The organism is Flavobacterium sp. GW823-FHT04A11, from assembly GCF_058796535.1.
Window position 1 is genome coordinate 4,091,051 of record NZ_CM179503.1, and the last position, 23,152, is coordinate 4,114,202.

Sequence of the window (23,152 nt, forward strand, 5' to 3'; positions counted from 1 at the left end):
CTTCAAATTATCTAATTTTCTAATTGACTAATTCTCTAATTAACTCATTCTCTAATTAAAGTCAAACTCATCAATCCAATCACAACATCATTTGCAATAGTTTTCAAAGTCAGACTTTTGAGTGTTTTATTTTTATCCAAAGGCAAATCTAAAATTGTTCCTGCCCCGCCATCAACTCCGTAGTTTGAAAAACCTTTTATGGTTTTAAAGTCTTTGAAATCCCTTGAAATTTCTCCTGATTTAAAATAAACCCGCGGTGGTTTTGGCGCATCGGTGGTAAAAGCAAGTCCATCGATAAAATAATCCTGCTCGATCGGCCACCAATTCTCGGGGTTTTTTAAAGATAAAATCTCCGAAGTTCCGTCTGTATAATTCACTTTAATTTCTCCGTTTACGATTCGGCTTTGCATTGGATTTGTGGTTCCGGCCATCATAAAATAAGCGTGCGATGCTTTTCCGTCAAGCGGAATAGTAATGCTTTCCGGAAAATTATCCCACATCGATGTAAAGACGATATTTTTCTGATTTTCATCAGAAGGCGTTTGAAACGGAATTCCGTTTGGCATTGTAATTTGCCCGTTTGCTTTTGCTTTTTGGCGCAAGCCCGTATCATCAATTTTTACTGAAATGTTGGGATAACACCAATTTCCAATTCCTTGTTTGGGAAGCTGCAAAGTGGTCGTTTTCGGTCTTGGTGAAAGATATTCGTAATTAAAAATATCGGTCACTTTTGAATTAAAAAATGAGGAAATCGAAATTGTTTCTGCGAGTTTTGATTTATCCAAAGGAGTATCCCAATTTGCACTTTTTCCTTCCGATAGATTTTCTTCTTTTACATTTACATTGATCGGTTGCCACCAGGACATTTCGCCTTGTTTTACTTCGATAAAAAACATTTTATTTCCTGCCGAATTCACTTTTGCCCTGAGTGAATTATCATTTTTAAAAACGTCATTTAAAATTTGCTGCGGATCGTAAACTGAAATTATTTTAGCTTTGGAAGTTTTCAAATCGAGAATTTCATTCACTGTATAATCTTCTTTCGCTTTAATTTCTTCTAAAGGATTTCCTTTGCATTTAATTGAAATTTCATAATTGGCATTGTATGGAACTTCAATACTAATTTTCGGTTTTCCGATACTTTCCGGAACGATTTTCCATGAAACCGATTTTCCATTTACTAAAATATTTTCTACAGATTCAAAATTTGCATTTAAGATCAGTTTCAAATTCATTTTTGAAGAAAACTTATTTTTGATCGAATATTTATCTTCTTTGTTTTCTCTTTTAAAATCAATTGAAATATCCGGAATATCTAAGGAAGCAGTATTCCATTTTTCAGGAAAGCCGGGTTTAATCGTCAAAACTTTTGCCAGCGCATCAGGCTGAATTCCGAAAAGTCCTTCGACTAAAGTTCGTGATGCCATACCAATTGGGTCGGCAAAATCGCGGTACAATTCGCCGCGCATCGCATCCTGATATAAAAGCTGTTCGAAACCTCCCGGCGAAGCACCTAAATACATACTTTCGATCAAAACACTTTCCCACATTTTATAGGCTTTCTCCGAATCTCCGCCTTGCCAGAAAGCCAAAGCTGTGTGCAATTGTTCGGCTAAAGCCACATTATTTATCGACCAGGTATAAGGCTGCCAGTTTGTTGTACTAATTACATAAAGGTCTTTTTTATCTAAACCTTCTGCAGAAATTGGAATATGCGGAATCTGTTTATCGACATAATGGAGCATTTGGTAACTTTCAAAAGGATTCGATAATTCTGAATCGATCGTGTGGTATATACTCCAGATTCCGGGCGTATCGTGCAATAATCTGTTTCCGAGAGCATCTTTATATTCGGCAAAAATTCCTTTTTTCGGAACCCAAAGCTGATCGTTTGATGCCTTTAAAATTTTATTGGCTTCTTTAGAAAATGGCTCCGATTCATTGTTTATGATTTTAGCCACTTCTGCAAAAGTTTTATTCGCATAATAATTATATGCCGAAGAATGAATCACACCGCCACCGCTGTATTGCAAAGCGTCGCTCGCCCAAATTGACGCGTATGCATCGTAAAGTCCGTCATTATCTGCATCAAAATTTCGTTTTTCCCAGTTTAAATGCCTTTGAATCACAGGCCACATTTCTTTCATAAACGCAACATCGCCCGTCCATTTAAAATGACGCAGCATCTGGTCGATAAAAACCAAATTCATATCATAATGATGTGCAACGGTATTTTTATTCGGACTTCGGCTGATATAACCGCTGCTAAACATCGAGGTTCCTATTTCTTCCTTTTGACGCGCAAGATTTTTTTCTTCATCAAAAACTACAGGACCACTTTCCGGCGATGTTACCTGCGAATTGCTGTAACTTGTAAAATGCATTTTTGCCCTGTCGTGCCATCCCAACGGATCAGCCGTATAAGCGCCTCGCCAGGCATTTAGGTACATTCGCCAGGCAATCGCGCCATGAAGATAGGCGGGACTTTCCCAGATACCATCAGCGGCAATGGCAAGCGCAGCACCGAGTGTATTGATATAAGGATCAGGAGTTTCTACCTTAACTCTATTCGCCAAAGTCTGGGTTTGCTGAACAGATTTTTCGTAAAGTGCTGCTATCGATTTTTGGGTGAAATTTTCTTTGGAATCTTCGGCTAAAAACAAAAAGTACTTTGCTCTTTCTTCAATCGAATTTATTTTTCCTGAAATAACGGGTAATAATTCCCCAGTTGAATTAAACAATTCCAAAGGAGATTTTTGATTATTGGCGCTAGCTACATTTATTTTAGATTCAGGAAAAAATCCCGTAAGCTTTTTATTATTTCCCGTTTTTTCTTTGTTGCTTTCTGAACCGTATTCCAAAAGAAAAGATTCATTTTTTAAAGTATATTTATTATTGGTACAATATTGCGGCTGTAAATAAAATACCGATTCAGGATCTGCGCCAATGTCTCCGTCACGACTGAATTTCTTGCCTGTTGCGCCTCCAAATGCCCAGATTAAACTGGTATTTTTTGATGTGTTTTTACCATATACTTTTACGATAAAACCTTCTTTTTCTTTTAAAGCCACAACGTCAATGAATAATTTTCCGGATCCTAGAACAGGATCGTGGATTTCATATTGCATTATTCCTAAAACGTATCTGGTTTCAATTTTCGAAGCTTCTGTTATCCATTTATTGTCATTTCCGTTAACTAAACCCAGTTTTAAATTCCCACCCATTCCCGGCATATACATGGCAAATTCAGGCAAATCTCCGGTTTCAACCCTGAATCCGGTATTAGAACCATAAAGTGCTCTGTTGAATTTTCGAGTGCCATTTTTAAGTACAAAACTATTATCCTCAGGCGCATAATGTATTTTTCGAATTTGCCTTTCCTGACCAAATACAAGCGCTGAACATAATAAAAATGTACAAACCTGAATTAGAAAATAATGTGTTTTTGCTTTTATAAATTTCATGCACAACTGGAATTACCTTTTAGTATTAATCATCAAGCATTTGTGAAATAATTGATAATTTAACTGCAATTTCTTTGTTTTTTTATGGTTTACCATCCTGTACCTACCTGATTTTTATAATTTAATAATTTATAATTTGATAATATTTTAACACGATAGAACAGGATACTATATTAAAAAGAGATGATTAGTTTTGAAATGCTATGGGTTTCAGGTTCCCTTAGCTTTGTCAAAGTTTAAAACTTTGACAAAGCTTTATTAACCTAAACATAGCCAACGGTTTCAACCGTTGGAGGCAATTTTATACGTATTCATTATACGTGCCTAATAATACGTTTCCCATGGTTGAAACCATGGGCTATATTAGAATTTCTAAATGTCATATTTTCACATCTCAATCATATGAAATCACTTAAAATACTTTCCGTCTTTTTTCTAGCCTTGTTATTTTTCAATTTCTCAACAAATCAAAACTCCAAACCAACCGTTTTTATGGTGGGAGATTCTACGGTAAAAAACGGTAAAGGCAACGGTGCTGGCGGACTTTGGGGCTGGGGAGATTTTATCGGGCAGTTTTTGGATACTACAAAAGTTACTGTCGAAAATCATGCGTTGGGCGGAACAAGCAGCAGAACGTTTCAGGACAAAGGTTTGTGGACTCCGGTTTTAAACAAACTCAAAAAAGGAGATTATGTACTAATTCAGTTTGGACATAACGACGACGGACCGATAAATGATAGCCTTCGCGCACGCGGCACAATAAAAGGAATTGGAAATGAAACGCAGGAAATCGATAATATCCTGACCAAAAAACATGAAATAGTACATAGTTACGGCTGGTATATTGAGAAAATAGTTCGTGAAGCCAAATCAAAAGGTGCAATTCCGATAATTTGTTCGCCGATTCCGAGAAATGACTGGAAAGAGGGAAAAGTGCCTCGCAACGATACTTCTTACGGATTATGGGCAAAACAAATTGCCGAGAAAGAGAAAGTCACTTTTATTGATTTGAATAACAAAATGGCTTTGGAAATGGAAAAACTCGGTGAAACAAAAGTAACTGGAACTTATTTCTATAAAAAAGACCATACGCATACCTCAGCAAAAGGCGCTGTACTTTCCGCTTCAGTTATTATTAATGAATTGAAGAACAGTAAAAATTCTTTAAAAAATTATATTTTAAAAGATCCTAAGGTCATATTTCCAACAAAGAAAAAAATCTTTTTAGTAGGCGATTCTACCATGGCCAATAACAAAGATGAAAATGCTGTTGGCTGGGGCGTTACTTTTCCTATGTTTTGCGATACAACACGAATTGAGGTGATTAACAAAGCCAGAGGCGGAAGAAGCACGAGAACTTTTGATCATGAAGGACTTTGGGATGAAGTAAAAAACCAATTACAGCCCGGAAATTTTGTTGTGATTCAGTTTGGACATAATGATGCCGGTGCTGTTGATAAAGAAAAATTCAGAGGTTCATTAAAAGGAAACGGAAATGAAATTCAGGAAGTTGTTTTGCCTGACGGATCAAAAGAAACCGTTCACACTTTTGGCTGGTATATGGAGAAATTTATTCGCGAAGCCAAACAAAAAGGTGCCATTGTAATTGTCATGAGCCAAACACCAAGAAATGAATGGCCAAATGATAAGGTGGAAAGAAGAACCGAAACTTATGGAAAATGGTCTAAAGAAGCAGCTGAGAAAGAAGGCGCTTTTTATATTGATTTAAATGAAATCGTAGCTTTAAAATATGAAGCGCTGGGAAAAGAAAAGGTAAAAGTGTTTTTCCCAAAAGACCACACCCACACAGGTTTTGAAGGCGCCAAACTAAACGCACAAACCGCAGCAGAAAACATTAAAAAACTGGTTTTTGAGTTTTGAATTATGAGTTATGAGTTATGAGTTATGAGTTAAAAGGAGACAACGATTAATAATTCATAACTCATAATTTATAATTCATAATTAAAAAAAACCTCGTCTAATTGCTTAAACGAGGTTTTGTCTTTTTAGTTCAAAAAAGATTATTTTTTTGATTCTTCGATAGAAACTTTTCTGAATTCTTTTAAAAGTTTTTCAATTTCTAAAGTCGCTTTACGAGCTCTAGGTCCAGCAGCTTTAACTCCTTTTTCAGTTAATGATTCAGCCTCTGCTTTGAATGTGTCGATTTCGGCGTTGATTTTTACTAATAGATCTTTCATGCTTATACTTGTTAAATTAAGGCGCAAAAATAAAAGTTTGCTTGATAGATAACGCATGTTTAGTGTTAAAATTATCACCATTTTTGACCCGAAAGTTAATAATTCATTAACCGATGTCCTTCATGATTCATTATCAAACGATTATAAAATAACTTTTTTTCAAAAAAAATCACCTTATCACTTAGTAATCACCGCATAATAGCAATTTTCAGACATTTTTAGTATTACAAAATCAGCCTTGAATGCCATTACAACCGTAAACTCTTACAACTTGTGGCTCTGCAACTTAATCAATAAGCTGTTTGTTTATGTATACATTTTTAAATGTAACTCCATTAATTAAACTTTTGTCGATATTTGTTTTGACTGTTTCAATATTCAGGTTTTCAAAAGTAAAATTGGACAAGCGCACATTCGGGTCATTTTCAACTCCGTAAAAAGTATCACACTTTAATTCTATGTTTTTCAGCGTGATATTGTCTCCATAAGAAAGCGGAATATCCGGACGTCCTTTTAAGTCAAAAAACTGTTTCCAGGCAAAGACCGCCAGTCCTGTTTTGGCTTCTCCTTTAATATCTTCCACTCTTATATATTCATATCGCTGTGGCGTGTCGGGACGCATTTTAAGCCATAACAATCGCGATGCGCCGTCGATTTTGCAGTTGCGCATAATTACGTTTCTGTTATGAATAGATTCGCTTCCGTTTGTCAATGACGAATGACAAAACCCGAAGTTGCAGTCTTCTATGATAATATTCGCGTTTGGCCCGTTGTTTTTATCCTGATCTGCATAAGGTCCCTTTCCTCCTTTTAAGGCAATCGCATCATCGTTTACAGACATATAACAGCCTTTTACTAAAAAATTAGTGCAGATATCAATATCAATCGCATCTGTACTTGGCGCTTTTACGCCAACATGCGGTGAAAAAATATACAAATCGAGCATTTTTACATTATTGCATTTATAAAAATGATTGGTCCAGAAACCCGAGTTTATCAGTTTGACATCTTGTAATTGCACATCGTTTGAATTCCACACAAAAACCAGTCTAGGTCTTGAGACTTCGAGATTAGTGCATTTTGGATTTTCTTTTCGTCTCTGCCAGAATGCTTCCCAATATTTTTTACCGTTTCCGTTTATAGTTCCTTTTCCTGAAATCGAAAAATGATCTACTCCATATGCATTTACCAATGCGGGAAAATAATCCAGGTTTTGTCCTTCCATTCTCGAAGGCATTATCGGGAAATCTGCAATATTATCCGAGCCTTTTAAAACACCGCCTTCTGAAACATATAAAGCCGTTTTGGGTTTAAAAAATAAAGCACCGCTTAGATAAACCCCTTTGGGAATGACAATTACGCCGCCGCCATTTGCCGAAGCTTTATCTATTACTTTCTGAATGGCTGCGGTCTGGATTTTTGTACTGTCTTTGCTTACGCCAAAATCTGTTATGGTGTATTTTTTTCCTAAATCTTTTAACTGAAGTTTAGTAGGATCTTTGAACCAGTCTGTAATTGGTGATCCATCCGGAAAAGTGTCGTTTTTGTAGTTTTGAGATAATATGATTTGCGGGAAAGCGAGAATGCAAATTATCAGGGTTAGGATTTTTTTCATTTTTTGGTTGGTGTTAGTAAAGTTGTTGTTTTTTTCAAGGAAGTTTTGTCGATTTCTATGATAAAACCAAAATTTTTTTCAGGAGCTAATCCCGCTATCCGTTTCAATCTTTTGTGGCGAACCCCGCCACAAAAGGATTTCCACTTCTATCGGGGCTAGGGCAATCATTTCCATAATAATATTTCCGTATAGTTTTGTCATTTCTAGGAACGAGACCCGAGCGATAGCGAACGGACGAAGTAAATCACATAGCGGTACTACAGTTCGTTGCTCTCTGGATGTGATTTCTCCTCCGTTGAAATGACATACTTTAAAGTACATTCGGAAATATTACTTCACCTGAACTTTAATTTTTGTTGAAAGCTGTTTCGCAAGATTCGTTACATAACTAGTGAAATACGCAGAATCTTTAAAGTTTTTATCAGCGCTTAATTCCCAGCCGGCGATTGGGTAATAACTTACTTGCTGATTGTTTTTTACGTTTAATTTTATCAAATAAGAATCAGTTAATTGTCCGGTTTTTGGTGCTTCGATATAACCTTTGTAAACATCTTTCGGAATAATTATCGCTGTTCCTAAAATCCATTGGCGTTCGTAGGTTAATTTATCATGCTGAATAAAACATACAAAATCTCCTGAGTCAATTACTTGTAACGGGTTTTGGTTGTTAAGGTTAGAAAGTGCGATCAAGAGCGTTTCATTTCCTTTTAATCCGTTAAGGGCAACGGTGTTTTTATAGCCGTACATTCCCGGCCAGATCGAAGCTGTTTCTTGTGCCTGATATTCGTTTCCGTCTATTTTCCAGTTATGGTAATTATAGCTTAAAACAGAATTTACCGGACCTTCATTCACAATTTTGAAAGTTGTTTTTTCGATATTATTTACGGTATCGGCGGCAATAATTCCGAGTCGGTTGATTTTATTGTCTTTGAGTAATGCAAAACCGCCTAATCCCGCAGAATTTCCAACAGGAAAAATGTCCCTTCCCCAATCGTACATCACGTGATAATTATCTTCAACGGCACCTTTACTGTTTATACCGACATCTTCGGGCGTAATTCCGGGTAATTTTTTTCCGAAAACATCTTTAGAATTTCTTCCGTCCAAATAATGTCTGAAACCTACTTTGTCGTTTTCCCAGCTTGGTCCGTCTGTTTGGTATTTTTGATAGCCTAATTTTTTATGCACCTGATTGGCCATTAAAACTTCCTGCGTATCCGGATGCACGGGAAGATTTTTTCCTTCTCTTTTTCCAAAACGGACACTTGTTTTTATTGGAAATTTCGGGTCTTTATTGGACCATTTTAAAGCTACGGTTTTGCTCTCGTTTGGAGAAAAATCGGTTACTAAAAATAATTCATCCCATTTTCCGTCTCCGTCAAGATCATTTACCTGTGCCGGAATTGTATCTGTTTTGTAAATTAAAATAGGATATTGTCCTTTTACATCTTTAAGGGAAAGCTGTTTTCTTTTGATTGAAATTGCCTTTTGTGACAATTCTATATTAGAAGAATTTTTTAAAATAATTTGATTTCCGCCTGCTTTCTTTTGTGCCTGAACATTTGCAAAAAGCATCGTCGTTACTGCAATGGATAGATATAATTTAGTTTTCATTTTTTTGTTTTTATGCTGTTTATTTTTTGATGTCAATTTAGTCATTTTATACTATTTTAAAGATAAAAGCCGAAGCGGTTTCGTATTTCCCGCCCTGTGAAGCGGTGAATAAATAAGTCGCTTTTCCGTTTTGAAACAGTAATTGCGGACGTTCGGCACGGCCATATCTGTTTAGATGTTTTGGCGCTTCGGGCTGTTTTATGTATTTGTCCAATGGCTGATACGCAATTGAAGGATCGCTCCACTGAATACCATCATCAGAATCCATATAAAGTCCGTGATCGATTCCAAAAATGCCCATGTCTCTGGCCAGCATTTTGAATTTCTTGTTTTCATACCATACAAAAGCATCTTCGCATTGCTGGTTATTTCCCATTTTAGAAAAATCAATAAGCGGATTATCTTTATATTTAATGTAAGGTCCTTCGAGTGATTTAGAAATTGCCAAACCGTATTTTCTATTTCCCTTTATGGGGAATTTTGGATGTACATAATTCTCGGTATCCAATGATTTATAATACAGCCAGTATTCGCCGTTGGGATGTTTTAAAAAAGACGGATTTGTGGTTAAAAGATCGTCCCATTCTCCTTTTTCGCCCGGCAATAATAATGGTGCATCAGGTCTTTTCCAAGGACCGTAAAGCGAGTCTGAAGTAGCTAAACCAATTCGTTTGGTATCCATTTTTCCGTTAGAATTTCCCATGAAAAACAAGGCATATTTTCCGTCTACAAAATGAATACTTGGATTATGACAGGTTGTAGCGTCCCAGAATCCTTCTCCACGCGGAGCCAAAATAGTGCTTATGTATTCGTAAGGGCCTTCGGGTTTATCGGCCACGGCATGTGCAATTTCAGAACTGTTGATCCACCCGCTCATTCCTTTTGATTTTTTCCATCTTGAAAAAAACAAATGAATTTTACCATCCGGACCTTCAATTGGACTGTTGCACCAAACGTAATAATCTTCAAATTCAAGCGCACGCCCAACGGGACGAAGTCTTTTTTCGAAATCTGAAAGTTTTGGATCGTCGAAAAATTCTATGGCTTTCGCCGAAAACGGAAGACATAAAGCCATTAAAGCAAGTGAATTTCCAACTATAAATTTTCTTCTGTTCATTTTTTAATTAGAATTTATTTGGGTGTTTTTTTACGCAGATTGAGCAGATTTTATTTTAAATCTGTGACTATTTTTAAACACATAGAAACATAGATTTTTCTTTATTGAAATGAGTTAATTGAAAAAACTAGTTTTCACACATAGCATAAATTGACCATTGTTTTAACGTCCAAACTATGTTTGTTGATGAAAGTGAAACGCCTTTTTTTTTTCAACGTTCCAAAAAGCTATGTTTCTATGTGTTTAAAAAATTATGTACATGAATTTCCTTATCTACTTTGTCTCGTTTTAGTGAGGTTGCTTCGTTCCTCTCAATGACAAGCTTTGTCAAAGTTTTAAACTTTGACAAAGCTAAAAGCAAACTTTTATTTCTTCTCTGCATTATTAACCCAATCATCTGTTCTGAAAGGCGATGCGGGTAAATTGTCGTTATTAAATAAATTGGGCTCGGGAACGGCCTTCCATGCAAAACGAACTGCGGCTGGTTTTTTTACTTTTGAAGAAGAAACTACTATTGTTTTTCCTTCAATTTTGGCATCGGCGGGATAAAATATCTGATCGTCTCCGGCAATTTCAAATTCTTTCAGGGCTTCTCCGTTTTTCTTCAAACCTGATTCGGCATAATCAAAAAACAATTGTGCTTTTTGATTCTTGATTTTCATGTGATTGTAAATCGGACCTGAATAAACTAATTTATCTTCGTTATAGGTTTTGGCTCTGGCGAGTAAAGCCAATCGATGTCCAACGGTTTGTTTGTCTATGGGATGAATATTATTTGCGTCGCCAACATCTGTTGTAACTGCCATTCCGCTATTGGGTATGGTTTTTAAGGATAATAATTGTGCTTCACGAATGTCCGGGTTTTGTCCTTTGTGAGGAGCGATTTGTACGTAATAAAAAGGGAAATCGCCTTGTTTCCAATCGTCTCGCCAGTTTTTGACCATCGCCGGAAATAAGGTTCGGTACAAATAAGCTTGTCCCGAATTGCTTTCGCCCTGATACCAGATTACACCTTTCATCGTGTAATTGATCAGCGGATATAACATGGCATTATACAAAACGTAAGAGGTTTTGTTGGCTTCTTTTTTGGGCTTTTTTAACTGCGATTTTGGTGCATTTGCAGCGCTTGCTATTTTTTCATTTATGGATGCTAAGTAATAAGCTTCGAGTTTTTCCTGATATATTTTTTCGTTTTTGGCATCCTGCTGTAATATCGGCAAAAAAGAAACATCGGCTTCCAGAACATTTTGAGAGGTCCACGCTTCTGCTTTTGTACCTCCCCAGGAAGTTGAAATTAAGCCGATGGGTACATTTAGTTTTTGATATAATTCCCTGCCGAAGAAATACGCTACGGCAGAAAATGTATTGATACTTTCCGGTGAACATTGTTTCCATGCGCCAATAACATCGTCTAAAGGTTTTGGCGAAGCATTTGTTAAAACGGTAAAGAGCCTGATATTTGGATAGGACGCATTTTTTACTTCTTCCTGATAGTTGTTCACTCCGGTTTTCCAGGTTCCTTCTTCTTTTCCAACAGGAAAATACATATTGGATTGTCCGGAGCAAATCCAGACTTCGCCAATCATGATATTGTTGAGTACAATTTTATTGTTGGCGTTTATAGTTATCGTATAGGCTTTTTCACTTCCTTGCGGGGTATCAACGGTAACTTTCCAGTTTCCATCGGCAGTTGCAACGGTTTCTATTGGAGTATTTGTCCAACTTGCCTGAATGTTTATTTTTTCGTTTGGAGATGCCCATCCCCATAAATTGATTTTTGCATTTTGCTGCAAAACCATATTATCACTTACCAAAGCCGGTAATTTGACCTGAGCTGTAAGTGTAATCTTTGCGGTAAAAACGACTAAAAATAAAAGGATTTTTTTCAAGTAAATCATTGGCATTGAATTATTAAGTCCTGAACTTTAAATTTAAAATAGTTAATCACGAAATGCATCCTGTGCTTTCCTGTTTTGTTTAGAATCAGAAAATGAAAAAAAGCTGTCAAAAAAAGACAGCTTTTTCAAAAAAAACAAAATATAAAAAAAGATTGGGGGCAAAGTTTTTTTAGTCGTAACCCAGATTTTGATTATAAAGTCCGGGAACGGCCAATATTTCCTGTAACGGAATTGGATAAATTAATGCGTTGTTATCTATGGTTCTGATTTTTCCGTCTTTATCTTCAACAGCTTTCCAGGCATTCATGATTTCTACGGCTTTACCGGATCTGATTAGATCAAACCATCTTGATCCTTCTGAGAAAAATTCTTTTCTTCTTTCTTCAAATAACTGATCTAAAGTAATATTGGCTGCGTTTGCTGTTACGCCGGCTCTTGTTCTGATCTGGTTTACAATTAAGTCAACATCAGCCTGACTGCCTCCTCCACCGTGAAGTGTACATTCGGCCATTAGCATAAGCACATCGGTATAACGTATTACCATAAAATCTACACCCCAGTCTTCACGACCGTTTCCGTATCTTGCCGGATCGATATATTTTTTGAAAACCGGCAGTGTATAGCTTCCTTTATACGTTCCTGATGCTACTGTATAGCTTGTTGCAATTCCAAAGGTTTTTCTGGCATCATTTGCAGCAAATTTATTTACAAATTCTGTTGATACGGGTTTGGCTTCTAAAGATCCCTGAGCTGATAAATTGACAGAAGCAAAATAAGGCTCATAACCCAATTCTACCATGAAATTCCCTCCTACAGCGCTTGGAAGATTTTGCGTATACGGAATTGTCAATACATTTTCTTTGTTGGTAAGTCCTTCAACTTTAAAAATATTGGCGTAATCAGTTCCAAAAGTATACAACCCGCTTATTTTGATATCGTTTAATTGCTGATAGGCTTTATCCCACTCGTTTAATCCAAGTGTTGCTCCGTCAATTCCGTAAGTTGGACTTGAACGGGTCATATACACAAGTCCCAATAATGCTTTTGCTCCATATTTGGAAACTCTTCCGTAATTGGCCGCATCATAAGACGGACTAAGATCCGGAATTGCCTGTTCTAAATCTGAAATAATTAAATTATAGATGTCCGCAACCGGTGTTCTTGGAATCTTGGCCACTTCAGAAGCCGACATTGTTTTGTCTATCAACGGCACTTTTCCAAACCATCTGATTAAATCAAAATAACAGAACGCTCTAAGAAAACGCGCTTCGGCCACCATTGCAGTTTTATCTGCCGGATTGGTAAAAATAAGATCTCCTTTTTCAGCTAATTTTTCAAGCAATTGATTTGCCTTATAAATGGCGTTGTAATTACTTGTATAGGCTTCTTTTACATAAGTATTGGTACTAATGTTGGTATAAAAGCTATTGATTCCTTCCCACTCTCTTGATGCTGTGGTGGTTGCATACAAATTATCTGATCTTGTTTCGCTTAAATTCATTACTCTGTTGGCATAACCATAGGTTCCGGCGCCATGAAAAGCAACAGAATAAGTAGCATTTCTCGCCTGAACAAAATCAGATTGGGTAAGATAAAAATTCTCGATGGTACGTTGTGAAAGCGGCAACTGAGTCAATTCATCTTCGCAGGATGTAAAGGCAAATGCCAGAACGACTGCAGCTAAATAAATATATTTTTTCATTTTATTTTAATTAAAATTAATGTTAAGACCTATAACAAGTGACTTTGCAAGAGGCGCTCCTCCATAATCAACCGGCACAGAGAAATCACTATTTGAACTTGCCGAAGTATTTACAGCTTCTGGATTGAAACCCACTTTATATTTGTTCCAGTAAAACCAGTTTTCTCCGGTGATGTAAAGTCTTGCATTATCAATTCTTTTTACGCCTTTTAGTGCCTGTCTCAAATTATATCCAATTGAAATGCTTCTCACACTTACATAATCTGATTTGTACAGCCAGTCAGAGTTTGCCTGATATCCAAAAGAAGTTCTCCAGTTTCCTCTTACTGCAGGATCTACATCAAGTGAATTCTCTACAGAGCCCATTCCGGTACGGTCGATTGCTCTTCCTGTAAGTCCGTATACGGTTCCTCCATTTTGTCCCTGAACTAAAATATTTAAATCTACATCTTTGTATTTGAAGGTATTGGTGATTCCCCAAGTGTATTTTGGTGTTGGATTTCCTAAATCTACACGATCTTCAGAGTTGATTTTTTTATCATCGTTCTGGTCAATATATCTTGGATCTCCTAAAACCAGTTTGTTTCCTCCAATGGTTGTTCCTCCCCTGTCAATATCAGCCTGCGTAACAACACCGTTTTGCTGTAATCCGAAGATGGTATACATTGGTTTTCCTACTTCTAATTTTATGAACGGAACACCGCCATCAAAAGAATTGCTGATTTCAATTTTAGACTGATCTGTTCCTAATGCCAAAACTTTATTTTCGTTATGGCTGATGTTCGCCGATGTTCTCCATTCAAAATTATTGGTTCTTACGTTTAGAGAGTTCAGTTCAAATTCCCATCCCTGATTTTCAACTTCTCCAATGTTGGTTAAATAATTTTGAAATCCACTTGCGGCCAAAACAGGAACACGCAATAATAATTCACTGTTATTTTTTCTGTACATTTCAAAGGTTCCCGAAATTCTGTTTTGCAGAAATCCGAAATCTATACCGTAATCAATACTTTTTGATTCTTCCCAGTGCAAATCAGGATTTGGTATTGTTGAGGCTCCAAGTCCGCCGGCAGCAGCTCCTCCAATAGAATAATTAAATTGTCCCAAAAGCGCATACGGACCATAAGAAGAAATATTATTACTTCCGTTTGTACCTGCGCTGGCTCTTAATTTTAAATCACTCAGCCAGTTTACTTCTTTTAGAAATTCTTCCTGTTTTACCCTCCATCCCAGTGAAAGTGAAGAGAATGTTCCCCAGCGTCTGTCGCTTCCAAATTTTGAAGAACCATCACGTCTCACACTCGCTGATAAAATGTATTTTTCTTTATAGTTGTACTGTAATCTGGCGAAATAAGAAAGCAGTGTATTTTTCTCTGCAGTTGTTGACCCCAATGATCCTGTTGGCAGGGTTTCGATACCCGTATCCTGATAAAGTCCACCAGATGAAAGCGTTGATTTTGTAATTTCGTATTTATTAAAAGATTCTCCCAAAAGCACATTAAAGTGATGATTTCCAAATGCAAAATCATAGTTTAAAGTATTTTCATTTACTAAATTTTGTCTTCTGTACGTGTTATAAGCCCCTCTGATACTGGCGATAACATCATTTGGCGTGTAACTTTCGTTCACATTATCTGAGTTATCAAAGTTAATGGTGCTTTTAAAGGTTAAACCTTTGGCAAATTCATAATTCGCATACGAAGAAATCAAAGTTCTGTACATGGAGTTTCTTCCTTTTCTGGCCAGGGCATTCAGCATATTTGTAGTACTGCTTCCCCAGGCATAACGTGTCGTGTATTTTTCTCCCGCAGCATTTGATGTACTTTCAAAAACCGGAGTTGCGGTTAAAGCCTTAAACAACGTATTATCTTTTCCTTCAACACCCGGATCGTTTTTTACCGAATAAGAAGGCGCTAAGTTTATACCCATTTTAAATTTATCTGATAGCTTAACATCAACATTTGCTCTTGCAGAAAACAAGGTGTAATCTGTTCCCACAATGTATCCGGTATTTTTTTGATAGTTGGCAGACACATAATAATTAACGGCTTCTGTAGCTCCGGAAGCTGATAATTGGTAATTGCTGAATTCTCCCGTGCGGAAAACTTTATCCTGCCAATCGATATAATCCAGTCCAGGATGTCCCGGCATATCCCATCTGTCATCATACAAATAAGTAAAATATCTTGAATTTGCTGTCGTTAAAGGCGCTGTAGGATTTGCTGCGTTATAAGTTGCAATACGCTGCGCTGTGTTTTGGCTGGCAGAAGCTCCGGCAATTCCGGATCCTACCCATTGCGCATCAATCATGGTTTTGGCTCTGCCAATCCATTGTTCTGCAGATAACATGTCGACTCTGTTGGCTTCTTTGTTAACTCCGCCGTAAGTATTAAATGTGAATTTTGGTTTGCCTAATTTTCCTTTTTTGGTCGTAATAATCACAACTCCGTTTGATGCTCTGGAACCATAAATTGCCGCTGCTGCAGCATCTTTTAAAACTTCGATCGAAGCCACGTCATTTGGGTTCATATTATCCAGCGGACTTCCGTTTGCAAAGGCACCGTTGCTATTTGACCCTTCGGTATAAATTGGAAATCCGTCTACTACATAAAGTGGTTCGTTTCCTGCCGTGATAGAACCTGCTCCACGAATTTCGATGCTAAAAGGCTGTCCCGGCAAACCTGTTGTTTGTTTTACACGCACTCCGGCAACCTGCCCTATTAATCCCTGATCGATCCTTGAAATAGGCCTTTCGGTAAAATTTTCTGTTTTAATTCCGGAAATTGCCCCTGTGGTTAATTTTTTCTTTTGGGTTCCGTACCCAATCACTACAACTTCATTTAAGTTAGCACTTTCTGTATCCAAAGCAACGTTGTACGTGTTTGAAGCGCCTACTTTCAGTTCTTTTGTCACAAATCCTATAAAGGAAAAAACAAGTGTTTCTCCCTCAGAAACCTTGACACTGTACTTTCCATCAAAATCTGTACTGGAAGCCCTTTTGGTTCCCTTCACAAATACATTTACTCCCGGTATTGAAAGTTTCGCCGGATCAGTAACTGTTCCTGAAACCACTTTTTCTTGCGCATAACCCGCAGAATGGAATATTCCAAACAGGGTTATAAGCAGCAAAAGATTAATGTTATTTTTCATAAAAAGTTTGGTTTGGTTAATTAATTAGTTAAACCAAATTTATTTAGAAGGGAATCTCATACCATCCTGTAGTATCCTGTTAACTATCAATATCTTATAATTTTTATTATGTTTTATTTAACAAAAAACACGTTTAAGTAACTGATTTACAATGCGAAAAATATAAATATCATATTAAAAATTTTATGCATTTATTTTTTTTAAATCCGTATTTATATTCGAATAAATATAAATTATGATAAAAATATTAACCAATTTTAGTGTAATTTGATATTTTAGAACAGGATGCTACAGGATAGCAATTTCAACGAGGTCTTTTACTTTTACTTTATTGGAAAATCTTTTGAATTTAGATAAATGAAACTAATCAAAACCTGTTTTTTTATATTGCTCTTTTTACCATTGGGGAATACTTTTGCTCAAAGCGGAACTGTTTCTCCGTGGCCAAACTCTACTAATATCAATCAGCCGTGGGCGCGTTGGTGGTGGATGGGAAGCGCTGTTGACAAACCCAACTTAAAGAAAAGTTTGTTGGATTTTCATAAAGCAGGAATCGGCGGTGTAGAAATTACTCCCATTTATGGCGTAAAAGGAGAAGAAAATAATTTTATAGATTATTTGTCTCCAAAATGGCTCGAAATGCTTGATTATACCATTCACATTTCAGACAGTCTGCACATGCAGGTCGATATGGTTTTGGGAACCGGCTGGCCTTACGGCGGATCTCATGTGACGTTGCCAAATGCCGCGACTAAGCTTATTATCGAGAAATATTCCCTTAAAAAAAATGAAACTATTGATAAAAGCATCACGCTTGAAAATACAAAAGAAAAAATACCGGCTGAACTTTTATATCTGGTGGCTTACGGAAATGACGGAAGCTATGTAAACTTAACCGATCAATTAAAAGATAAAAACTCAAAACTCGATGATAAAGGTATTGAAGGAACTCCGGTTTCGCTTCCAAATCCATCAAAACCAAATAAATTAAAATGGAAAGCTGTTAAAACCGATTATACGATTTATGCTGTTTTTAGTGGTAAAACCGGGCAACAGGTAAAAAGAGCAGCTCCGGGCGGAAGCGGATATACTTTAGACCATTATTCTGAAGACGCGCTTAATGCTTATGTTGTTCCGTTTAATGCAGCTTTTAAAGGACGCGAGGGAAAAATCAGGGCTATTTTTAATGACAGCTATGAAGTATACGGAACTGATTTTACGCCGAAATTCTTCGAAGAATTTAAAAATTTAAGAGGTTATGATCTGAAAAAACAATTACCCGTTTTACTTAACGAAACCGATAACGAGATTGGCAACCGGATAAGAAGTGATTACAAACAAACTATTGGGGAATTATTACTCAATCGATTTGACAAACCGTGGACTGCTTGGGCGAATTCTAAAAACTTTAAAACAAAACTTCAGGCGCATGGTTCTCCGGGGAATCTGATTGATTTGTACGCTTCTGCGGATATTCCGGAATGTGAGACTTTTGGCTCTATGCCTTTTGATATTCCGGGTTTCAGACGCGAAAAGGAAGACATCCGAGAAGGCGATGCCGATCCTGTAATGCTGAAATTCTCCTCTTCGGCGGCGCATATATCTGGCAAAAATCTGGTTTCGTCTGAGACTTTTACCTGGCTTCGGGAACATTTTAAAACAGCTTTGTCACAATGCAAACCTGAGGTTGAAGATTTGATGCTCAATGGCATAAATCATGTTTTTCTGCATGGTTCCACTTATTCGCCAACAAGGGCTGCGTGGCCGGGCTGGCAATTTTACGCGTCTGTAAATTTTAATGCCAACAATAGCATTTGGGAAGATGCTCCTGCCCTTTTCTCGTATATTGCCAATTGTCAATCGTTGTTGCAGCAGGGAAAACCAGACAATGAAATTTTACTTTACTGGCCCATTTTTGATGTCTGGGATCAATACCAAAAAGGAAATCTGTTTTTTCAGTTTAAAATACATTCGTTATCGGAATGGCTTTATGGAACTCCTTTTTATGATACCACCAAAAACCTGATCAAAAAAGGATATAGCGTTGACTTTGTTTCGGATAATTTTATTGCAGAAGCCAAAGTCGTGGATGGGAAAATCATTTTACCGGGTGGAAGTTTTAAATCACTGATTATTCCTTCATGTAAAAAAATGCCGCTTTCTACTTTGCAAAAACTCATCGCATTACAAAAACAGGGCGCGGCAATTATTTTTGAAGGTTTGCCGAAATCTGTTCCGGGTTTTAATGATTATAAAAAACAGGAAGAAGAACTTCTAAATCTTTTAACGGCGAATAGTGAATTGGTAAAACCGGTTTCGGATATTTTTACCGCTTTGGAAAAAGCAAAAATACAACCCGAAACGCTTGTCAATACTGGTTTGAAATATATCAGAAGGGATATTGACGGCGAAAAAATCTATTATTTGGTCAATCATACTCCCAAAACAATTGACGAATTTATTCCGATTGAAATTGGCAATAAAGAAGTGATTATTCTTGATCCGCTGACAAAAGAATTTGGAAATGCGATTGTAAAAAAATCAGCTTCGAATACGTTTGTAAAAATCAAAATAGAACCGGGACAATCTTATTTCTTAAAAACAGAAAATACGCCATCTCAAAAAAAATGGAATTACTTTGAACCAGCTTCTGAAGCTTTTGAATTAAAAGGAAAATGGCAGCTTACTTTTGACAAAGGCGGACCAAAATTACCGCCAAGTGCTACAATTTCCACTTTAGAATCCTGGACAAAATTAAGTCCGGAAGCCGAAGCCTTTTCAGGATCTGCCACTTATACTTTACAATTTGAAAATCCGAATAATAAAATCGCTAATTGGAGTTTGAATTTGGGCGAAGTTCGCGAGAGCGCAAAAGTCTGGCTTAACGATGAATTTATTGGCACTGCGTGGTCTGTTCCTTATAAACTCAACATCAAAAATTTAAAACATGGCAAAAACATTTTAAAAATTCAGGTCACTAATCTTTCTGCCAACAGAATTCGCGACAAGGAATTAAAAGGCGAAGAATGGAAGATTTTCTACGAAATAAATATGGTCGATAAGGATTATAAAAAATTTGACGCCACAAAATGGAATCTGGTGCCTTCGGGATTATTAGGACCGGTAAGTATGACACCATTAAAACAACAGAACTAATTTAACCGCATATACAATGAAAAAAATACTTTTAGGTTTGGCAATTTGTGTTCTCTTTGCAGGTAAAACAAACGCACAACAGCCTTTCGATAAAAAATTAGTGCTTAAACAAATGATTCTGGCCAATGATTATTTTATGCAAAAATGGCCTGAAACCGGAAAAACCATTATTACCAATAAAGAGCGTCCAAGCAACATATGGACACGCGGGGTTTATTATGAAGGACTAATGGCTTTGCACGAAATTTTCCCAAAAGATGCCTATTATGATTATGCGTATTCTTGGGCAGAATTTCATAAATGGGGATTTAATGGCGGCAATGCCACCCGAAATGCCGACAACTATTGTGCTGCGCAAACCTATATTGATTTATACAATTTAGAACCGGATGCTAAAAAATTAAAAAACACGATTGCCAATACCAATATGCTGCTCAATTCCCCACAATTGGATGATTGGTCGTGGATTGACGCTATACAAATGGGAATGCCTGTTTTTGCCAAAATGGGCGTTTTGAAAAAAGACAATCGTTATTTTGAGAAAATGTACGAGATGTATATGTACACCCGAAACAAACATGGCGATCATGGTTTGTTTAATGCAAAGGATGGTTTATGGTGGCGTGATGCCGACTTTGATCCGCCGTATAAAGAGCCAAATGGCGAGGATTGTTACTGGAGCCGCGGGAACGGTTGGGTAATTGCGGCGCTTGCAAAAGTACTGACCATTATTCCGGAAAATGCACCGCACCGGGATCAATATGTAAAGGATTTAAAACTGATGGCGGCGGCTTTAGTACCTATTCAGAGAACAGATGGTTTCTGGAATGTAAGTCTGCATGATCCAACGAATTATGGCGGAAAAGAATTATCCGGAACGGCATTATTTGTTTACGGAATAACGTATGGCGTAAACAGCGGGATTTTGAAAAAGGAAACGTATTTGCCTGTTATTCAAAAAGGATGGAACGCCATTTCTACGGAAGGTTTACAGCCAAACGGATTTCTGGCCTATCTGCAATCCACAGGAAAAGAACCGAAGGACGGACAGCCTGTTACCAATGATAAAATTCCGGATTTTGAAGATTACGGACTGGGTTGTTTCTTGCTTGCCGGTTCTGAAATTTATAAAATGAAATGATCCCTTTTAAACGAGTAATTTTTTCAAATAGTGTAAATTAAATAACAATTCCGGATTTTGATATAAGATATTTTTCTTTGGATAAACGTAATTTTAGTGTCTAATCATTAAAAAAGCAAACCATGGAAAATTTAAACACTTATAATGAATTGCAAAAATGCCCTTATCACAGTCAGCATAAAGAGGCCAATCAATATTATACAAACGATCGTGAAGATGCCAATACAGGAGATTGGGATGACGAACGTGATGACTCCCGCAAAAGCAAGGAAGGTTATGATACTGAAAAAAATGACAATACCGGTGGCGCAGGAAGCACAGGAAGCGCTGCAACAAATAGCTAATTTAAGTATGGTAAATCATTACTATTTATTTCATACTTAATGAAAATAGCAACTTATAATGTAAATGGAGTTAACGGTCGTCTCCCGGTACTATTGCGATGGCTTGAAGAAGCCAAACCCAATATTGTTTGCCTGCAGGAATTAAAAGCGCCTCAGGATAAATTTCCTGAAAAAGCGATTAATGACGCCGGGTACAATGCGATCTGGCACGGTCAGAAACAATGGAACGGTGTGGCAATTCTGGCGCGCAATATGCAAATTGAGGAAATCACTCATGTACTGCCGGGAGACGAATCTGATACTCACAGCCGTTATATCGAAGCTTTGATTAACGGAATTGTGATTGCCTGTTTATATCTTCCTAACGGAAATCCTGCTCCGGGACCAAAACTGGAGTATAAACTAAAATGGTTTGAAAGACTATCTGAGCGATCAGCCACTTTACTTGATTTAAAAACACCTGTTATTCTTGTTGGCGATTTTAACGTGATGCCTACAGAACTTGATGTTTATAAACCCGAGCGATGGATTGATGATGCGCTTTTCAGGCCTGAAGTCCGCAAGGCTTTTTTCAAAATTATTTCACAGGGATGGACGGATGCTATTCGGGCTTTATATCCTGATGAAGTGATTTATACTTTTTGGGATTATTTTAGAAATGCTTACGCTCGTAACGCCGGACTTCGAATAGATCACTTTTTACTGAGTCCGCAAATTGCCAAAAAACTACAATCTGCAGAAGTTGACCGCCACGTTCGTGGATGGGAAAAAACAAGTGACCATGCGCCTGTATGGATCAAAATTGATCTGTAGCATTCAAGGTTTTAAACAAATACTAAATTTATAATACATGGCCTTAACTAGCTGCCAGATCGAAAATACGGATATTACCTGGATCGATTTACTTGATCCTACGCAGGAAGAAGTGCAAACCGTAAGCACGCAATACAATTTAAACTCTTATACACTTCTTGATTCCCTTGATCCGGATCATTTGCCTAAATACGAAGAGCATAATGATACGCATTTTCTCATTATCAGGTTATTGCATGACGAAAAGCAAAAAATGCCTTCTGTACAAAGTCTCAGCAGTAAAATAGCAGTGTTTTATAATGCTACTTTTATTATTACGGTTCATCGTTCTTCACAACCTTTAATTGAGGATGTGAGGGAAAATTACGTGAATAACGGACGAATAAAATCAACTACCGGTATTGCGATTCATATTGTTGGCAATGCGTTGCGTACTTTTGACACGCCCGCCATTGACTTATCCAATGAAATTGACTTTTATGAATCCAAGCTTTTCCTGAAGAAAAATATTCCCACAGATATGATCGAAGGTATTTATTACCTGAAAAATCGTTCGGGACTTTATAAAAAATTGCTTTTGCTGAGCAATGAAGTGGTTAATTCCATACGTGTTGAAGGCGATGAGCGTCCGGCGCTTCGGGATGTTCGCGACCTTCATACCAAACTGGTTCTTCTTTACGACCAGGTTCAGGATGACGCTAATAATCTGCTGAACATTTATTTGTCGCTTTCTGCCCGAAAAACAAATGATGTAATGAAACTGCTTACTATTTTCTCTGTCTTTTTTATGCCGCTTACTTTTATTGTGGGTATTTATGGTATGAATTTTAAATATATGCCTGAACTCGAATCTCCGTTAGGTTATCCTATTACTTTGATTGTGATGGTTTTAGTCTGTATCATTATCTTTTTCTGGTTTAAAAGAAAAAAATGGCTTTAA

The 23,152-nt window shown here is 37.0% G+C and carries 14 protein-coding genes; 6 read left to right on the forward strand and 8 right to left on the reverse strand.

Annotation, left to right across the window (positions count from 1 at the left end):
- Positions 1-44 precede the first annotated feature (44 nt).
- Complete coding sequence (locus AC3QL1_RS17640; protein ID WP_492493448.1) at positions 45-3,464, reverse strand: DUF4450 domain-containing protein; 3,420 nt, start codon at positions 3,462-3,464, stop codon at positions 45-47.
- Positions 3,465-3,866: 402 nt separating this feature from the next.
- Here AC3QL1_RS17640 and AC3QL1_RS17645 point away from each other — a divergent pair, with 402 nt between their 5' ends.
- Positions 3,867-5,345, forward strand: coding sequence for a rhamnogalacturonan acetylesterase (locus tag AC3QL1_RS17645; protein WP_492493449.1), 1,479 nt, complete (start codon positions 3,867-3,869; stop codon positions 5,343-5,345).
- A 140-nt stretch (positions 5,346-5,485) separates the two neighbouring features.
- Here the strand turns inward: AC3QL1_RS17645 and AC3QL1_RS17650 are convergent, their stop codons facing one another.
- The 7 genes from AC3QL1_RS17650 to AC3QL1_RS17680 form a co-directional block, all read right to left on the reverse strand.
- On the reverse strand, positions 5,486-5,662 hold the full coding sequence (locus tag AC3QL1_RS17650; RefSeq protein ID WP_042566514.1) for an Hc1-related histone H1-like protein: 177 nt from the start codon (positions 5,660-5,662) through the stop codon (positions 5,486-5,488).
- A 286-nt stretch (positions 5,663-5,948) separates the two neighbouring features.
- Positions 5,949-7,277, reverse strand: a complete 1,329-nt coding sequence (locus tag AC3QL1_RS17655) for a rhamnogalacturonidase (protein WP_492493450.1) — start codon at positions 7,275-7,277, stop codon at positions 5,949-5,951.
- Between the two features lie 330 nt (positions 7,278-7,607).
- Positions 7,608-8,891: a DUF4861 domain-containing protein gene (locus AC3QL1_RS17660; RefSeq protein ID WP_492493451.1), complete on the reverse strand. Its 1,284-nt coding sequence runs from the start codon at positions 8,889-8,891 to the stop codon at positions 7,608-7,610.
- 46 nt (positions 8,892-8,937) lie between these two features.
- The gene (locus AC3QL1_RS17665) at positions 8,938-10,008 is read right to left on the reverse strand and encodes a glycoside hydrolase family protein (protein WP_492493452.1); all 1,071 of its coding nucleotides are present in this window, start codon (positions 10,006-10,008) and stop codon (positions 8,938-8,940) included.
- Between the two features lie 365 nt (positions 10,009-10,373).
- Positions 10,374-11,906 (reverse strand): sialate O-acetylesterase, encoded by a 1,533-nt coding sequence (locus AC3QL1_RS17670; RefSeq protein ID WP_492493453.1) that lies wholly within the window; start codon positions 11,904-11,906, stop codon positions 10,374-10,376.
- Between the two features lie 169 nt (positions 11,907-12,075).
- Positions 12,076-13,608, reverse strand: coding sequence for a RagB/SusD family nutrient uptake outer membrane protein (locus AC3QL1_RS17675; protein ID WP_492493454.1), 1,533 nt, complete (start codon positions 13,606-13,608; stop codon positions 12,076-12,078).
- A 6-nt stretch (positions 13,609-13,614) separates the two neighbouring features.
- Positions 13,615-16,758 (reverse strand): SusC/RagA family TonB-linked outer membrane protein, encoded by a 3,144-nt coding sequence (locus tag AC3QL1_RS17680; protein WP_492493455.1) that lies wholly within the window; start codon positions 16,756-16,758, stop codon positions 13,615-13,617.
- 357 nt (positions 16,759-17,115) lie between these two features.
- Between AC3QL1_RS17680 and AC3QL1_RS17685 the strand changes: the two genes are divergently transcribed.
- The 5 genes from AC3QL1_RS17685 (at position 17,116) to AC3QL1_RS17705 (ending at position 23,152) form a co-directional block, all read left to right on the forward strand.
- Positions 17,116-19,914, forward strand: a complete 2,799-nt coding sequence (locus tag AC3QL1_RS17685) for a glycosyl hydrolase (RefSeq protein ID WP_492493456.1) — start codon at positions 17,116-17,118, stop codon at positions 19,912-19,914.
- Between the two features lie 16 nt (positions 19,915-19,930).
- Positions 19,931-21,055: a glycoside hydrolase family 88/105 protein gene (locus AC3QL1_RS17690; RefSeq protein WP_492493457.1), complete on the forward strand. Its 1,125-nt coding sequence runs from the start codon at positions 19,931-19,933 to the stop codon at positions 21,053-21,055.
- 122 nt (positions 21,056-21,177) lie between these two features.
- Entirely contained in the window at positions 21,178-21,399 is a 222-nt protein-coding gene (locus AC3QL1_RS17695; RefSeq protein ID WP_492493458.1) for a hypothetical protein, read from the forward strand.
- Between the two features lie 39 nt (positions 21,400-21,438).
- Complete coding sequence (xth, locus tag AC3QL1_RS17700) at positions 21,439-22,212, forward strand: exodeoxyribonuclease III (protein ID WP_492493459.1); 774 nt, start codon at positions 21,439-21,441, stop codon at positions 22,210-22,212.
- 37 nt (positions 22,213-22,249) lie between these two features.
- Positions 22,250-23,152 (forward strand): magnesium transporter CorA family protein, encoded by a 903-nt coding sequence (locus tag AC3QL1_RS17705; RefSeq protein WP_492493460.1) that lies wholly within the window; start codon positions 22,250-22,252, stop codon positions 23,150-23,152.

What these genes read in the sequence shown, in the direction of transcription:
- AC3QL1_RS17685 (WP_492493456.1), top strand. Translation starts at nt 17,116, where the DNA reads ATGAAACTAATCAAAACCTGTTTTTTTATATTGCTCTTTTTACCATTG.
- AC3QL1_RS17705 (WP_492493460.1), top strand. Translation starts at nt 22,250, where the DNA reads ATGGCCTTAACTAGCTGCCAGATCGAAAATACGGATATTACCTGGATC.
- AC3QL1_RS17675 (WP_492493454.1), bottom strand. Translation starts at nt 13,608, where the DNA reads ATGAAAAAATATATTTATTTAGCTGCAGTCGTTCTGGCATTTGCCTTT.
- AC3QL1_RS17650 (WP_042566514.1), bottom strand. Translation starts at nt 5,662, where the DNA reads ATGAAAGATCTATTAGTAAAAATCAACGCCGAAATCGACACATTCAAA.
- AC3QL1_RS17640 (WP_492493448.1), bottom strand. Translation starts at nt 3,464, where the DNA reads ATGAAATTTATAAAAGCAAAAACACATTATTTTCTAATTCAGGTTTGT.
- AC3QL1_RS17660 (WP_492493451.1), bottom strand. Translation starts at nt 8,891, where the DNA reads ATGAAAACTAAATTATATCTATCCATTGCAGTAACGACGATGCTTTTT.
- AC3QL1_RS17670 (WP_492493453.1), bottom strand. Translation starts at nt 11,906, where the DNA reads ATGATTTACTTGAAAAAAATCCTTTTATTTTTAGTCGTTTTTACCGCA.
- AC3QL1_RS17690 (WP_492493457.1), top strand. Translation starts at nt 19,931, where the DNA reads ATGAAAAAAATACTTTTAGGTTTGGCAATTTGTGTTCTCTTTGCAGGT.
- xth (WP_492493459.1), top strand. Translation starts at nt 21,439, where the DNA reads ATGAAAATAGCAACTTATAATGTAAATGGAGTTAACGGTCGTCTCCCG.
- AC3QL1_RS17695 (WP_492493458.1), top strand. Translation starts at nt 21,178, where the DNA reads ATGGAAAATTTAAACACTTATAATGAATTGCAAAAATGCCCTTATCAC.
- AC3QL1_RS17680 (WP_492493455.1), bottom strand. Translation starts at nt 16,758, where the DNA reads ATGAAAAATAACATTAATCTTTTGCTGCTTATAACCCTGTTTGGAATA.
- AC3QL1_RS17655 (WP_492493450.1), bottom strand. Translation starts at nt 7,277, where the DNA reads ATGAAAAAAATCCTAACCCTGATAATTTGCATTCTCGCTTTCCCGCAA.
- AC3QL1_RS17665 (WP_492493452.1), bottom strand. Translation starts at nt 10,008, where the DNA reads ATGAACAGAAGAAAATTTATAGTTGGAAATTCACTTGCTTTAATGGCT.
- AC3QL1_RS17645 (WP_492493449.1), top strand. Translation starts at nt 3,867, where the DNA reads ATGAAATCACTTAAAATACTTTCCGTCTTTTTTCTAGCCTTGTTATTT.